Source organism: Falsiroseomonas oryziterrae (assembly GCF_021864505.1).
GTDB lineage: Bacteria > Pseudomonadota > Alphaproteobacteria > Acetobacterales > Acetobacteraceae > Falsiroseomonas > Falsiroseomonas oryziterrae.
This window is the reverse complement of record NZ_JAKJIB010000012.1, coordinates 1-14,532: the sequence shown is the minus strand read 5'-3', so window position 1 is coordinate 14,532 and position 14,532 is coordinate 1. Positions and strand designations below refer to the sequence as shown.

At 71.4% G+C, this 14,532-nt stretch carries 16 protein-coding genes; 6 read left to right on the top strand and 10 right to left on the bottom strand.

From position 1 onward, the window contains the following. Positions 1–214 precede the first annotated feature (214 nt). Positions 215–1,939, top strand: coding sequence for a PHA/PHB synthase family protein (locus L2I40_RS02490; protein WP_272910923.1), 1,725 nt, complete (start codon positions 215–217; stop codon positions 1,937–1,939). A gap of 117 nt (positions 1,940–2,056) precedes the next feature. Here the strand turns inward: L2I40_RS02490 and L2I40_RS02485 are convergent, their stop codons facing one another. Then, the gene (locus tag L2I40_RS02485; protein WP_237213276.1) at positions 2,057–2,962 is read right to left on the bottom strand and encodes a PhzF family phenazine biosynthesis protein; all 906 of its coding nucleotides are present in this window, start codon (positions 2,960–2,962) and stop codon (positions 2,057–2,059) included. Positions 2,963–2,996: 34 nt separating this feature from the next. Beyond that, positions 2,997–3,395: a VOC family protein gene (locus tag L2I40_RS02480; RefSeq protein ID WP_237213275.1), complete on the bottom strand. Its 399-nt coding sequence runs from the start codon at positions 3,393–3,395 to the stop codon at positions 2,997–2,999. Positions 3,396–3,566: 171 nt separating this feature from the next. Between L2I40_RS02480 and L2I40_RS02475 the strand changes: the two genes are divergently transcribed. Then, positions 3,567–4,190: a glutathione S-transferase family protein gene (locus L2I40_RS02475; protein WP_237213274.1), complete on the top strand. Its 624-nt coding sequence runs from the start codon at positions 3,567–3,569 to the stop codon at positions 4,188–4,190. Between the two features lie 149 nt (positions 4,191–4,339). Here the strand turns inward: L2I40_RS02475 and L2I40_RS02470 are convergent, their stop codons facing one another. Both L2I40_RS02470 and L2I40_RS02465 read right to left on the bottom strand, forming a co-directional pair. After that, on the bottom strand, positions 4,340–4,951 hold the full coding sequence (locus tag L2I40_RS02470) for a VOC family protein (RefSeq protein WP_237213273.1): 612 nt from the start codon (positions 4,949–4,951) through the stop codon (positions 4,340–4,342). 8 nt (positions 4,952–4,959) lie between these two features. Next, positions 4,960–5,628 (bottom strand): glutathione S-transferase family protein, encoded by a 669-nt coding sequence (locus L2I40_RS02465; protein WP_237213272.1) that lies wholly within the window; start codon positions 5,626–5,628, stop codon positions 4,960–4,962. A 110-nt stretch (positions 5,629–5,738) separates the two neighbouring features. On the opposite strand from L2I40_RS02465, the gene L2I40_RS02460 reads away from it, so the two are divergent. Continuing rightward, on the top strand, positions 5,739–6,650 hold the full coding sequence (locus tag L2I40_RS02460; protein ID WP_237213271.1) for a LysR family transcriptional regulator: 912 nt from the start codon (positions 5,739–5,741) through the stop codon (positions 6,648–6,650). 407 nt (positions 6,651–7,057) lie between these two features. On the opposite strand, the gene L2I40_RS02455 is transcribed toward L2I40_RS02460, so the two are convergent. Beyond that, positions 7,058–7,936: a helix-turn-helix transcriptional regulator gene (locus L2I40_RS02455; protein ID WP_237213270.1), complete on the bottom strand. Its 879-nt coding sequence runs from the start codon at positions 7,934–7,936 to the stop codon at positions 7,058–7,060. A 100-nt stretch (positions 7,937–8,036) separates the two neighbouring features. Here L2I40_RS02455 and L2I40_RS02450 point away from each other — a divergent pair, with 100 nt between their 5' ends. The 3 genes from L2I40_RS02450 to L2I40_RS02440 are packed head-to-tail and all read left to right on the top strand — an operon-like array spanning position 8,037 to position 10,325. After that, the gene (locus tag L2I40_RS02450; RefSeq protein ID WP_237213269.1) at positions 8,037–8,741 is read left to right on the top strand and encodes an ABC transporter permease; all 705 of its coding nucleotides are present in this window, start codon (positions 8,037–8,039) and stop codon (positions 8,739–8,741) included. Then, positions 8,741–9,454 carry an ATP-binding cassette domain-containing protein gene (locus L2I40_RS02445; RefSeq protein ID WP_237213268.1) on the top strand — a complete coding sequence of 238 codons (714 nt, stop codon included), beginning with the start codon at positions 8,741–8,743 and terminating at the stop codon, positions 9,452–9,454. Before L2I40_RS02450 ends, L2I40_RS02445 begins: the two co-directional genes overlap by 1 nt. Positions 9,455–9,485: 31 nt before the next feature. After that, entirely contained in the window at positions 9,486–10,325 is an 840-nt protein-coding gene (locus tag L2I40_RS02440) for a substrate-binding domain-containing protein (protein WP_237213267.1), read from the top strand. Between the two features lie 69 nt (positions 10,326–10,394). On the opposite strand, the gene L2I40_RS02435 is transcribed toward L2I40_RS02440, so the two are convergent. The 5 genes from L2I40_RS02435 to L2I40_RS02415 form a co-directional block, all read right to left on the bottom strand. Beyond that, positions 10,395–11,357 (bottom strand): radical SAM protein, encoded by a 963-nt coding sequence (locus L2I40_RS02435; protein ID WP_237213266.1) that lies wholly within the window; start codon positions 11,355–11,357, stop codon positions 10,395–10,397. A 201-nt stretch (positions 11,358–11,558) separates the two neighbouring features. After that, complete coding sequence (locus tag L2I40_RS02430; protein WP_237213265.1) at positions 11,559–11,882, bottom strand: DUF4387 domain-containing protein; 324 nt, start codon at positions 11,880–11,882, stop codon at positions 11,559–11,561. Continuing rightward, positions 11,882–13,270 (bottom strand): acyclic terpene utilization AtuA family protein, encoded by a 1,389-nt coding sequence (locus tag L2I40_RS02425; RefSeq protein ID WP_237213264.1) that lies wholly within the window; start codon positions 13,268–13,270, stop codon positions 11,882–11,884. The genes L2I40_RS02430 and L2I40_RS02425 overlap by 1 nt, the downstream gene beginning before the upstream one ends. A 2-nt stretch (positions 13,271–13,272) precedes the next feature. Next, on the bottom strand, positions 13,273–14,343 hold the full coding sequence (locus L2I40_RS02420) for a C45 family autoproteolytic acyltransferase/hydolase (RefSeq protein ID WP_237213263.1): 1,071 nt from the start codon (positions 14,341–14,343) through the stop codon (positions 13,273–13,275). Then, positions 14,340–14,532 (bottom strand): oligopeptide/dipeptide ABC transporter ATP-binding protein (locus L2I40_RS02415; protein WP_372490986.1); only part of this gene is annotated, 193 nt, incomplete at its 5' end. The genes L2I40_RS02420 and L2I40_RS02415, both read right to left, overlap by 4 nt.

The window sequence follows — 14,532 nt, the reverse complement described above, 5'->3', positions numbered from 1 at the left end:
GCCTTACGCCGCGCAGTGCGGGACTTGAGGAGGAGCGGCGCGGTCCAGCTGGCGAGCGATGCAGCAAGATAGACGGTCCTCGGGCGGGAAGGCGCGCAAGCAGGTCAGTGGCGCGCAAGCCGAGGCGCTGCCGTGCCCTCAATCGGCCAGCGGCGTCGCAGCCCCGCCCCAGGCTCGGCGTGGGAGCGAGCCCGCCGTCGGCGCTCAGCCGCCGCTGCCGAGCTTCGCCACGCTTGACCGCTCCGTCCGTGCCGCGCAGGCGCGCGCGACCCAGGGCCTCTCGCCGATGGCGCTGGCCGCACCATGGGCCGACTGGGCGTTTCACCTGGCCCGCGCGCCGGGCAAGCAGATGGCGCTGGCGCTACGGCTGCAGGTGCTCGCGGCGCGCTATGCCCTCTGGCTGGCGCGCGCGGCGGCGGACCCCGCGGCGGGACCGATCCTCAACCCCGAGCCGGGCGATCGGCGCTTCGCCGACGCGAGTTGGGGTGTCTGGCCGTTCAACGCGATGGCGCAGGCCACCCTGCTTGCGGAATCCTGGTGGACCGAGGCTGCGCGGCAGGTGCCCGGCGTGACGCGGCGGCACGAGCAGCAGATGGGCTTCCTGATGCGCCAGCTCGCGGCGCTAGGGGCGCCGAGCAACCTACCCTGGCTCAACCCCGCCGTTGTCGAGCGCACGGTGCGCGAGGGCGGCGCGAACCTGCTGCGCGGGCTGGCGAACTGGTTCGACGACTGCGAGCGCCATCTCGCCGGCAGGCCGCCCGCAGGCGCCGAGGCCTTCGTGATCGGCCGCGATCTGGCCGTCACGCCAGGGCGCGTGGTTCTTTGCAACGACCTCATCGAGCTGATCCAGTACTCGCCGGCCACCGAGACCGTGCATGCCGAGCCCGTCGTGATCGTGCCGGCCTGGATCATGAAGTACTACGTCCTCGACCTCAGCCCGCACAACTCGCTGGTCCGCTGGCTGGTCGAGCAGGGCCACACGGTTTTCATGGTCTCGTGGAAGAACCCCGACGAGCGCGACCGCGAGATCAGTCTGGACGACTACCGCCGGGCCGGCGTCATGGCTGCGCTCGATGCGGTCGGCGCGATCGTGCCGGGGCGGAAGGTGCATGCCTGCGGCTATTGCCTCGGCGGCACGATCCTCGCGATTGCAGCGGCCACCATGGCGCGCGACCACGACGACCGACTCGCCTCGATGACGCTTCTCGCCGCGCAGACCGACTTCGCCGAGGCCGGCGAACTCATGTTGCTGACGGACGAGGAGCAGGTGGGCTGGCTCGAGGACCTGATGTGGGACCAGGGCTACCTCGATACGCATCAGATGGCCGGCGCGTTCCAGATGCTGCGCTCGAGCGAGTTGCTCTGGCCGCGGCTGCTGCGCCGCTACGTGCTCGGCGAGGCCGAGGAGATGACGGACCTCATGGCCTGGAACGCCGACCAGACGCGCATGCCCGCCCGCATGCACGGCGAGTACCTGCGCGGGCTGTTCCTGGAGAACCGGCTGACCGCTGGCCGCTTCGCGGTGGAGGGGCGGGTCATCGCACTCCGCGACATTCGCGCACCGATCTTCGTCGTCGGCACCCTGCGGGACCACATCGCGCCTTGGCGGTCGGTCTACAAGGTCGCGCTCTTCGCCGACACCGACGTGACCTACGCGCTGGTGGACGGCGGGCACAATGCGGGTGTCGTCAGCGAGCCGGGCGGACGGCCCGGGCGTGGCTTCCAGCTGATGACGCGCCGGCACGGCGAACGCTACATCGATCCCGACACGTGGGCCGCCCTCGCCTCGCGCCGCGAGGGATCCTGGTGGCCGGCTTGGCAGGAGTGGCTGGCCGCCGCCGGTTCCGGCGAGCGCGTTTCGCCACCGCAGATGGGCGCGCCGGAGCGCGGACTCGCTCCCCTCGACCCGGCGCCGGGCCGATACGTCCGGATGAGGTAGAGGCGCTGGCGCGTGATACGACGCTGTGCCTTGCGGAAGCTGCCTTCGCGCCCGATCGTAGAACGATGCATCGAGCACGCCGCTGAAGCAAAACGCTTCGGTGGATCACTCCGGTTGTCAGCTTGAGGGCTGATTCTCTGCGACCGCGGTTCCGGCTCCATGCGCCGGGCGCCACCGGGGCAACGGCAACGGATCGGCGGAGAGCCTCGCTGCGCCCGAGACGCGGATGCCGCTGCCTGCGCCGGGTGTGATCTCGGCGCGGAGCAGTGAAGGCATGCCCATGTCCTGCCCCTGCAGGATCTCGATGCCGCCGCCATGCGGCCAGCCCAGCGCGCGCAGATAACCGGCAAATGCGGCGGCGGCAGCACCGGTTGCGGGATCCTCGGCGACACCTCCGGCTGCGAAGGCGTTCCGGGCATGGAAGCGCTGTCGGCTCTCGGCCTGGACCAGCATGATGGTGACCAGGCCGGCGTCGCGCATCAGCGCCGCGCCCGCCGCGATGTCATACGCCATGGCAGCCAGGCGTTCGCGCGAGGAGAGCGCCAGCAGCAGGTGGCGAGCCCCGGCGCCGATCAGCGCGTGCGGCACCCGCGGGTCGAGCTCCTCGGGCGCGTAGCCGAACAGCGCCAGCGCCTTCTCCATCAATGCGGTGGGGGCCGCCTCGTGCCAAGTGGGCGGGGAGACCAGCGTGGCAACGAACTGCCCGCCTTCGCGACGGCCCTCGACGGTGATCTCAGCCTCGTTCAGCAGAAGGCGATGCACGCCCTCGCCAGCCTGCCGCGCGAGAGCGGCACCCAGCGCGATGGTGGCGTGGCCGCAGAAGGGCACCTCCATCGCCGGAGCGAAGTAGCGAACGCGCCAGCCGCCCGGCACGGGTGCCGCGAACACCGTCTCCGAATAGCCGACGTCTGCCGCGACCGCCTGCATCGCCGCCGCCTCGGGCAGCGCGTCGAGCAGCACAACACCGGCAGGGTTGCCGCCCGTCCCGTCCATGGCGAAGGCTGCGATGTGTTGCACGTCCATGCGTGTTCTCCCGAAGGGAAGACCGGCTGTCAGCTCAGATTGGCCGGCACGGGACCCAGACATAGCCGGCAGGGTCGAGAAGGTAGGCCTCACGCAGGCCATGCGGCTTGTCCTCGGCCGTTGCGATGACCGGTGCGCCGTAGTCCCGCGCCCGTGCTTCCGCGGCGTCCGGATCCTGGCCGTAGAGGCGGAGCTCGACACCCCCGCCTCGCGCCTCGAGACCGCGCACCGAGGCGGAGAAAGGGTGGCGGCGATAGGCATGGTCGCTATGCAGCAGCCAGAGCGCCGCCTCGCACCGCATCACCGCGAACTGCTCTTCGGCATATGTCGCGATCGCCCCGAGGACCGCGGTCTGAAACCCCACAGCCTCCGCCACCGATGGCACGAGCAGGTTGACCCCGAGGCCAGCCGACAGGCCGCGGCCGAAGCTCATGGGATCCGGTCGGGACGGGTCCGTCGTCGGGTGATGGCTCACGGCGATCCTCCAGGCGGGGCGAGGCTTGGCGGACAGGCTAGGGATGCATGGACGGCCGTTGGAGATTTAGGTCAGTATATCTGACCTGCAATCGCGGCGGGCCTCGGTCCTGCGTTCGGGAGCGCAACGATGCTGCGGATTCTCGGCAAGTCCTCCTCGATCAACGTGCGCAAGGTCCTCTGGACCTGCGTCGAGATCGGCCGCCCCTTCACCCGGGAGGATTGGGGAAGCGGCTTCGCTGATACCCGCGCCCCGGCATTCCTTGCCCTGAACCCCAACGGGCAAGTGCCCGTCCTGATAGATGGCGAGACCGTGCTGTGGGAGAGCAACACGATCTGCCGTTACCTCGCCGGTGCCGCTGGGCGGTCCGACCTGCTGCCGACGAGCCCGGCCGCGCGGGCGCGGGTGGAACAATGGATGGATTGGCAGGCCACCGACCTCAACAGCGCCTGGCGGGGCGCATTCATGGGTCTCGTGCGACGCGATGCGGCTCATGCCGATCCGCAGCGGATCGCGGCGAGCGTGCAGGCCTGGAACGCGGCGATGGGGATCCTCGACGCGCGCCTTGCGGAAACCGGCGCCTTTGTGGGGGGCACGGGCTTCACGCTCGCCGACATCGTGCTCGGCCTCTCGGCCAATCGCTGGCGCATGACCCCGATGGAGCGGCCTCGCCTCCCAGCGGTCGAGGCCTGGTTCGGCCGCCTCAGCGAGCGGCCCGGCTTCCGCGAACATGGCGACAACGGCATCCCGTAGCAACGCGGGCCAGACAGCCGCGGCTCCGGGCAACTCCCGATTGGAAGGCCACGGACTCGCGTCTCACCAGGTCGCGCGGTGCAGACGGTTTGAATCCAGCCGTACTCCCTCCGCTGTGCGAGGCAACTCGGAAACGGCGAAGGTCGTATTCACCCCTTCGGCGTGGACGACGCCAGTTGCGGATCCCGGCCACGTTTTTTTTCAAGTTCGCCATGCCTGCGAAGGGGCGCTTTGCGGCCGACCGAGCTGTCGCAATGGCGGGATGGTCCGGTGCAGCAGCTCGCCAAGCCGCCGATCGGCTTCCGCCGCTGCCATGCCGCGAGCGTCTCGCGGGCACCGTTGCGTGCCGGATCGAGCGCCGCGTCATGGCCGGGACTGCGCTCGGCGAGTTCGACGACGTAGCCGTCCGGATCGCGGAGATAGGCCGAGCGGATGATGCCGTGGTCCACCGGTCCGCGCACCTCCACGCCTGCGGCGCGCGCGCGCTCGACAAGCGGGCCTAACGCGTCCGGCGCGACCTCTAGCGCCACGTGTAGATCGAAATCGTGCTGCGCGCGGAATTCGAAGGCCTGCTCCGGCGCTTCGAAGAAGGCGAGGAAGCTGCCATCGCCGAGGCGGAAGAAGGTGTGCAGCGCCCGCGTGCCGTCGATCGCGATCGCCTTGACCAGCGGCAGGCCGAGCACGCCCTCATAGAAGGCGCGTGTCGTGCCGGTGTCGCGGCAGCGGAAGGCGACGTGATGGAAGCCGGTGATAGCGCCCATGACGGCCATCACGCAGCGCTCGCGCGGAGCTGATCGCGCCAGGCCTCGAAGCCGGCGTTTGCGCCCGCCCAGGCCGGGCGCGCACGCATCGCGGCGATCCAGGCCTCGACCCGCGGCCAGGGCCCCATGTCCCAGCCCACCAACTCGCCGGCCGTCGCATAGGCCGCGCCGAGGTAGTCGGACAGGTCGGGCTCCGAACCGCCCAGGAAGGAGCCCGGCCCCGCCAGCATGTGCGCGTCCAGGATCCCGAACAGGCGTTCGGACTTCCGCGTCGCACGTGCGAGCGCCTCGCGCTGCATGGTCGGGTCCGCGAAGCCGTAGTCAGGGAAGAGCTGCGCATAGACGACGCCGTAGCCGAAGCAGCGATAGAAGCCGGTGTTGAACCAGTCCATCCGGGCATTCACCTGCGCCCGCGCGCGCGGCTCGGCCGGCCAGGCCGGGTGCCCTACGCGGTCGGCGAGGTACTTCAGGATTGCCGAGCACTCCGTCAGCAGGAAGCCGTCCTGCTCCTCGAGCAGCGGGACGAGTTGGTTCGGATTCTTTGCGGTGTAGCCCGGGGCGAGGTGCTCGCCGGTGAAGAGGTCCACCGGGGCGAGCTCAAGGGGCAGCCTGGCCTCGGCGGCGAACATCACGATCGGGCGGCAGGTCGTCGAGCCATCGAAATAGTGGAGCTTCATGGGAGAGATCCCTCCGGCGTTGTTGACGCGGCGCAGATGACACGCCGGAGGGGGCCCACCTCAATCCGAGAGGTTGCAACCTCATTCGGCAGAAATGCAGAATGGAGCGCATGCGCGACTGGGACGACCTGCGGCATTTCCTCGCGGTGGCACGGGCCGGGAGCACGCTCGGCGCGGCGCGCGCGCTCGGGGTGAATCAGACCACCTGCGCACGGCGCATCGCCGCGCTGGAAGCGGCGACAGCCATGCAGCTCTTCGAGCGCCGGCAGGCAGGCTACCGGCTCACCGAGGCGGGCGCTCGGCTGCTCGCCTTGGCCGAGCGGGTGGAGCAGGAGGTGCGCGCTCTGGAGGGGGCGCTGGAAGCGGAGCGGCGCATGCTGTCCGGACGGCTGCGCGCAACGACCAACGAGTCCATCGCCAACGCCGTGCTGACGCCGTTCCTTGCGCGCTTCCGCGAGGCGTACCCTCGGATCCGTGTCGAGGTGACGATCACGGACCGCGCGCTCGAGCTCGCCCGGGGCGAGGCGGATGTGGCGCTGCGGGCCGGGCGCCAGCCGGAAGCCGTGGGCGTGGCGGTCCGCCGGATCTGCCATCTGCCCTGGACGATCTATTGCGCGCGCGACTACGCGATGCGGCACGGCGTCCCGACCAGCCGGGCGGAGATCGGCGGCCATGCGGTGATCGGCGGCGAGGGGAGCGTGGCAAAGATCGCCGGCGTGCGCTGGCTGGAGGAGGCGGCAGCGGGCGTCGAGGTGGTTTCGCGCAGCGGCAGCCTGACGAACATGACTGCGGCGGCAGTGGCGGGAATCGGGCTCGCGGCGCTGCCCTGCATGATCGGCGATCGCGAGCCTGCCTTGCAGCGCTGCTTCCCGCCCGTCCCCGGGATCGGCGGCGACCTCTGGCTTGTCGTGCGGGAAGAAGCGCGTGGAGTGCCGCATGTGCGCGCCTTCCTCGATTCCCTGGTCGCCGATCTGGCTGCGGTCCGAGCTATGCTTGAAGGGACCGCACCGGGACGCGACTGAAGCCACTGCCCGAAGTCTCGGCTCCGGCGCGCCGCGACATAGCGAAGAATCCCGCCGTGGATGCCGGTAACCGACGCCGCGAGAGGACGCCGGTGCCGACGCTTCCAAGCGCGCGCCCCATGCCACTGAACCTCAGCAACAAGAAGCCAGCTGCCTTCTGTCCCGGCTCCTCAGCAATGTTCGGCATAAGCCGATGCGGGTCCCCGCATCCATCTTGATTTGCAGAGCCAAGGCGTTGACCGCGAGGTTGGCGCCTTTGTTGTTTCTGGCCCCCCGCCGCCGATCGGCACGGCCTCACGCCGATCCTGCGCCGGTGACCGCGCCGATCCGCCGCCTCATCACCGGCGACGAGCGGCCTTCGACGGACGAGCATCGTCCCGTGTTCTGTCGGCCATGCCGCGCAACGTTCAGAGATTGAACGCCACCGCGCCCATCTCGGCCACGTCGTAGCCACCCATGCGGGTCGCCCGCGCCGCGAAGGCGGGCCCGCGCGCAAACGCCAGCAGCGCCTGCGCCGGCTCCCCGAAATAGTGCCGCCGCTCCATCACGAGGTCGAAGCGCTCGCGGATCAGGGGCACGAAGCCAAGCCCGCGCGCCGCAGCCTCTGCACGGATGCCGAAGCCCGCATCGGCGCGGCCCTCGGCCACCGCCGCCGCGACCTCGTCCTCCGACAGGGCGGGCTCCGGCAGAAAGGCAACCTGCTCCAGCCTGACGTCGGCCTCCGTCAGCAGATGCGTCAGCAGCACATGGCTCCCGGCCCGCGGCTGCCGCCCGGCGACGCGCACGCCGCCGGTCAGGTCGCGCACCTGCGCAAGACCCCGCGGATTGCCGGCGGGCACGATCAGCCCCTGCTCGCGCCAGGCCCAGATGATGCCGACCACGGCGCGTCGCGCGAGAATCTCGCGCACGGCAGGCTCGTTCCAGGCGCCGCTGTCCGGGTCCAGCAGATGGCTCGCGGCCACCTGCGCCGCGCCCGCCGCGAGCTCCGCCAAGCCATCCAGGCTGCCGCCGGCGCGCATCGCGAGGCCGCAGCCCGACTGCCGCACCGCCCACTCCAGCAGGGGATCGTGGCTGCCGGCGAGGATCGGCGGCGGGTCGAGCCGGTGCGCGACATCCGGCCCGTCCGCCTGCGCCGCCAGCCAGCGCTCGAGCTGGGCGCGGGGGAACAGCCACTTCCCCCCGACCTGGGCCGCGGGGAGCCGACGGCTACGCGCCAACTCGTACAGCGACCGCTCCGACAGGCGGAGCCACGCCGCTGCCTCCTTCATGGTCAGCACGTCCGGCATCAGGCGGCAAATTCCGGCAGATTCACCATCCGCGTCAAGGTCGCAGATGAATTGACGCCTGGGCCTGCCATCAGCAAGTAGGCGGCACCGGGAGACAGCATTGAACGACCTTGGCAGCGCCTTCTCGATGGCCATCGGCCTGATCGCGACCGCCGATCCGGCGGTGGCGCAGATCGTGCTGCTATCCCTGAGGGTCAGCCTCACAGCGGTGGCCGTGGCGGCGCTGGTGGGCCTGCCACTCGGCGCCTTGCTCGCGGTGGCGCGCTTTCCCGGCCGCGGCGGCGTGATCGTCGTGCTGAATGCGCTGATGGGGCTGCCGCCGGTCGTCGCGGGGCTGCTGATCTACCTGCTGCTTTCACGCTCCGGCCCGCTCGGGTCGTTCGGCCTGCTGTTCACGCCGACCGCCATGGTGATCGCGCAGGCGGTGCTGATCGCGCCGATCCTCGCCGCGCTGACGCGCGGCGTTCTTGAGGGGCTGTGGGAGGAATATGCGGAGCAACTGCGGTCCTTCGGCGCCGGGCCGTGGCGGGCCGTGCCGACACTTCTCTGGGACGGGCGCTTCCTGCTGCTGACCGTGCTGCTCGCCGGCTTCGGCCGCGCGGCGGCGGAGGTCGGCGCGGTGATGGTCGTCGGCGGGAACATCGAAGGCTTCACCCGCGTGATGACCACGGCGATCGCGCTCGAGACCAGCAAGGGCGACCTGCCACTGGCGCTCGCGCTCGGCATGGTGCTGATGGCGATCGTCGTGACCGTGAACGCCTTGGCGCAGGGCTTCCGCGACGCGGCGGCGCGGTGGGCGGGCTGATGCGCGCGCCCGACACCATCCTGCCGCTGCGCGCAGAGGGGCTCGGCTTCACCGCAGGCGGCGTGCGCATCCTGCGCGACGTGAGCCTCATCATCGAGGCCGGCGCGCCGACGATCGTCATCGGGGCGAACGGCGCGGGCAAGAGCGTGCTGCTGCGACTGCTGCATGGCCTGCTCGCGCCGACCGAAGGCCGCGTCGCCTGGGCCGGCCTCGCGGCGCGTCGGCAGGCGATGGTCTTCCAGCGCCCCGTGCTGCTGCGCCGATCCGTGCTCGCCAATGCCGTGTATCCGCTGCATCTGGCGGGCGTGGCGCGGACCGAGCGGGAAGCGCGTGCGCGCGACGCACTGGCGCTGGTCGGCCTCGGCGACCTCGCCGACCGTCCGGCGCGTCGCCTTTCGGGCGGGGAGCAGCAGCGGCTCGCGCTGGCCCGCGCCGCCGCGCTGCATCCGGAGGTGCTGTTCCTCGACGAGCCCTGCGCCAGCCTCGACCCCACGGCGACGAAGGCGGTCGAGGAGATCGTCCTCGCTCTTGCGGCACGCGGCACCAAGATCGTCATGACGACGCACGACCTCGGCCAGGCGCGGCGCCTGGCGGGCGAGGTGGTGTTCGTCCACCGCGGTCGCGTCGCTGAGCACGCGCCGGCCCCACACTTCTTCGCCGAACCCGCCACGCCGGAAGCCGCGGCCTTCCTGCGCGGCGAGCTGGTCTGGTGACCACGTCCGACGACGAGACCCGGAGACAGGCATGCCCGGCACGCTTCGACGCACCTTACTCGCCGCGGCCCTCGCGGCCGCTGCTGTCCTGCCCGCCGCGGCGCAGGAGCGCTTCATCACCGTCTCCTCCACCACCAGCACCGAGCAGTCCGGGCTGTTCGGCCATATCCTGCCGATCTTCGCGCGGGAGACCGGAATTGCGGTGCGGGTCATCGCGCTCGGCACCGGGCAGGCGCTGGATGTGGGCCGCCGCGGTGATGCGGACGTGGTGTTCGTGCATGACCGCGCGGCGGAGGAACGCTTCGTGGCGGAGGGGTTCGGCGGCCCGCGACGGCATGTGATGTTCAACGACTTCGTCATCACCGGCCCCGCCGCCGATCCTGCGCGCATCGCGGGCCTGCGCGACACGAACGAGGCGCTGCGCCGGATCGCCGTCGCCCGCTCTCCCTTCATCAGCCGAGGCGACCGCAGCGGCACGCACGCGGCCGAGCTGCGCCTGTGGCGGATGGCCGGCGTCGATCCCGTTCAGGGCCGCGGCCAATGGTACCGAGAGGTCGGGCAGGGCATGGGCCCGGCGCTGAACACCGCCGCCGCGCAGGGCGCCTACGTCCTGACCGACCGCGGCACCTGGCTTTCCTTCCGCAATCGGCAGGACCAGCGCCTTCTCGTCGAAGGCGACGCGCGGCTGCTCAACCAGTACGGCGTCATGCTGGTGAACCCGCGGCGCCATCCGCATGTGAAGGCGGCCGACGGCCAGCGCTTCATCGACTGGATCCTCTCGCCCGCCGGCCAGGCCGCGATCGAGAGCTACAGGATCAACGGCGAGCAGCTCTTCTTCTCGAACGCGACGCAGCCCGAGCCGGTATCCTGACGCGCCGGCGCCGGGGCCGGCCGCCCTGCGCTTCGCCGGCTCGGGCCCGGCGACGGATCGGGCGCGCCGTCACCGCGAGCAGGCGGCGCCGCCGAGGACGCAGAAGCGCGCGCAGTGCGGATGGTTGAGCGCGACCGGCCGAGTGGCCTCGGCGAGCGTGGCGCCGAGCTCGAAGCGCGGATCGTAGGGCAGCAGCGTGCAGGCGACGACGGCCGGCCGGTCGGCGCCCTTGCGCTTCACCACCATGCGGGCCGAGGCGCACATGACGCTGTCCGGCGACTTGCGCAGGATGCCCCAGCACGCCTCGCTGATCTCCGGCACGTCGGCGTGCGCATCCATCTCGGGGAAGAGCATCAGCGCGACGGGATCGCAGGCGTCCACCGGGATCCCATGCGCCGCAAAGAGCGAGGCGTAGCCGGCGCGCATCGCGACCTCCCCGTCCGGTCCGAAGCCGAGACGCCCGGCGACATGCACGACGAAGCCCTCGCGCACGAGCCAGGAAAGGCCCTCGAGCGTCTTCGCGAAGCTGCCCTCGCCGCGCTCCAGATCGTGCAGCACCGCGTCATGGTGGTCGAGGCTCACGCGGATCACCAGGCGATCGGTGCCGAAGCGGTCGCGCAGCGCAAGAAGCCCGGGCGCGTAGCGCCGCATCGGCTGCATCGCGTTGGTCAGCACCAGCGCCGACAGGCCGGGCCGCCCGAGCACATCGGCGAGCATCGCCAGCAGGCCCGGGTTCATGAAGGGCTCGCCGCCGGTGAAGCCGACCTCCTCCAGCGGCTCGCCGCGTGCCGATGCCTCGTCGAGGAAGGCGGCGACCTCGGCGGGCGAAATGTAGGCCAGCGCGTCGTTGCGCGGGCTGCTCTCGATGTAGCAGCTCGCGCAGGTGATGTTGCAGAGCGTGCCCGTGTTGACCCAGAGCGTCCGCAGCCCCTTCAGCGCGACGACCGCGCGGCGCTCCCCCTTCGCCGTCAGGGCAGGATCCCGGAACTTCGCGGGGCCGGCGTCAGGCCGGGCGATGCTGCGGACGGACAAGGCGGGTTCCTTCGGGCGGTGTCGAGCTCTCCTTTCCCCTACGCCCGCGGCCTCCGCAAGGTTACGCGCCTGGCTCGCGGCCGGTCCGCCGGCGTTGCACCGATCCATCCAGGGCAGGAGGCGCCCGCCCGGATGGTTCTGCCGCGAGTCCAGGGATCGCGGAGGGTCTCGGCGCGACGACCGCCGCCGCCGGGACGTGCGTCAAGGCACTTCGATGGCGAAGAGCGGGGCGTATTGCTGCGCCCCGAACACGTCCGATTCACCGGGACTGCCCGAGGGCCGCGCACGGCGGATGGTGAACTTGATGGCGTTCGCCGGCTCGAACACCACGAAGTCCGTCACCCGCTCCTCCGGGATCCCGTACAGCGCCGCGACCTTCGCGCGGCTCAGCACGCCGGAGTCGCGCACGCGCTCGAAATTGGCGCGCTCGCGGAAGATCAGGTCGAAGGTGATGTGGTCGACGCCGGCGTTCTTGCTGCGGATGGTCGTGGCCAGGTCGCGCAGCGTCGGCATGTTGCGGAGCATCAGGCGGCCTCCTTCATCCTGGCATCGACGGTGGTGAATTCGGTGCGGAACAGCTCGGACGGATCCGCCACCGGCAGCACGTGGTTCAGCGTCCATTCGTAGCCGGGCTTGCCGACCAGGATCTCGTCCGACATGAGCGCCGCGGCGCCGGCGGTCCCCTTCACCTCCGCCAGCCGCGCATAGAACAGGTTGCGCGCGGCGAGCGCGCAGATCTCCTCGGCCCGCCTGGCGTCGGCGCAGACGGTCTCCACCACGATGCCGAGCTCGTGCGGTCGCACGGGGCGGTGCGTCTCAAGCGCGCCCATCACGCCGTCGCGTCCATAGGCGTGGTAGTGCACCGTCCAGCCCGCCGCCTCAGGCGGGCCGAACCGCTCGGCGAGCCGCGCGCGCGCCCAGTCCATCGCCTTGTCGATGTTCTCGATCGTGTAGGGATCGCGGATGCCGACGATGGCCAGCCGCCGCTCCCCCACCTTGCCCGCGCCTTCGAGCTTCAGCATCGGCGTGGCAGAGGGCACGAAGCGGGCGCCCGTGGCGCGCGCGGTCTTCTCGTCCCACTGCTCGTAGCGCACCGCGCTCATGTCCACGTAGCCGGTCGCCACATACTCGCGGAACGGGTCGCGCCGCTCGTACATCGCGTGGCTGGCGAGCGAGGCCGGCGTGCAGCGCTGGCCGGGATGCATGGCGGTGACGCGGATGTCGTCCTCGCTGATGCGGCCGAGAATGCTCTCCTTGCCCATGAAGGGCTCGCAGCAGAAGGAGGCGCATTCCATCAGCTTGCCGGCGTAGTAGGCGGTGGCCGGCGACATGCCGGCATTCAGCAGCGGCGCGGCGAAGAGCGCGCAGTCCGAGGACCGGCCGGCGATCACCACCTCGGCGCCCGCCTTCAGCGCCGCGGCGATCGGCTCGGCGCTCATCACCGCCACGATCCGGTCGGTCCGGAGGATCGTCGCCTCGTCGGCGTCGCTCCGGCCGTCGAGGCCCTGCACGGGCGCGCCCGCCCGCATGCGGCCGAGCACCTCCTCGCGCGTCAGTTCGGAGAAGATGGTGGCCATGCGGAAGGGCGCGAGGCGGTTCTCGCGCGCGATGTCGCGGATGATGTCGGCGAACTGCCGCACGCCGCGGTCGGTGCCGGTGTCGCTGGCGGAGCCGATGATCATGGGCACGCCGAGCCGTCGCGCCTCGAGCAGCATGATCTCGAGGTCGTGCCTCTGCCATGCGACGGGGCTGGCTTGCCCGTCGGCGCCGAGCGGGTAGGGGCCGATGTCGCAGCTGCCGCTGTCGGCGATGATGAAGTCCGGCTTCAGCGCGCAGCCGGCGCGGAAGGAGGCGGGTTCGAGCGGCGTGAAGCCGAGATGCCCGGTCGGGCAGAGGATCGAGACGTCGGCCATGGTCAGGGCCCTTTCGGTGGCGGGGAATCGAGATGCGCCTGGCGCCACGCGCCTTCGCAGGGCTGGCCGTGCGAGAGACGCAGGCGCCGGGCCGCGACGTCGAAGACGGCGCAGCTGTTGGTCCAGGTCGCAGGATCGTGGCGGCAGAGCGCGGGCCGATCGCCATCCGCGTGGCGGGAGAGCAGCGCGGCGCAGTCTTCGGCTGAGAAGTCCGCTCGCAGCGCGCTACGCAGCACGTCGAGCCGGCCTTCGGAATTGGTTCGGGGCACGCTGCCCGGTCGCTCGCGAAGCGGCGCCGCGGTGTCCGGGTGCAGGAAGTGGTTGGTGCGCGCGACCCAACCCGGTCGCGCGCCGCGTTCGATGTGGGTGACGCGGTGACCGAGTTCGACGGCGGCGAGCGCGCCGGATGCGTCCGCCAGCACCAGCGTTCCACCGCCGAGATGCGGCAGGGCGCGGATCAGCGCGACCGCCTGGGCGACGTCGGCGCAGCGGATCAGCAGCGCCTCCATCAGATAGTAGCGCAGCGCCCCGATGCCGAGATCGGCGGTGCGCACCGCGGTATCGGCCAGACAGAGGCCGTCGGTGTTGATGCCGCTGGAGCAGGTCGGGCTGTGGCCGAAGCTGCCGACGCTGAGGATCTGCCGCCCGCCCCAGGCCGGATCAGCCTGCCGCACCAGCGAGGCTACCTGGCGCAGCGGCGGCGGGTTGTCACGGTTCTTCGCCAGCAGCACGCCACCATCGGGGCGCGCCATGGCGAAGGCGGAGCAGCCGTCATGCTCGCCGACGATGGCGGCACGGTCCTCGATCGCGTAGCGGAGATGCGCGGCAAAGAGGGTCTCGGCTGGCATGCCGTGTCCCTCGGCGGTGGCCTCGATGAAGGTCGCCATCTCCGGCAGCAAAGCGCGTTGCGCCTGCCACTGCGTGGTGAGCCAGCCTTCCGCGTCCCTGCTGCGCGCGAACTCCCGTGCTTCCTCGGCGCGCGCGCGCACGGCGGTCTCCTGCGGCTTGCCGAGCGCCGCGAAGGCCAGCCCCCGGGAGCGGGGATCGCCGCGCAGCACGGGTGCCTCGTTCATCCGACGCCTCCGTCATGCAGGTGGCAGGCCGCGGAATGGCCGGCTTCCGCGAGCGGCACGCGGCTTGGCGCCTCCACGCGGCAGCGCGGGCCGGCGAGCGGGCAGCGCGGATGGAAGGCGCAGCCAGGCGGCGGCGCGAGCGGTGAGGGCAACTCGCCCGCCACGGTGCGCCGGCCCGGCCCCACCGCG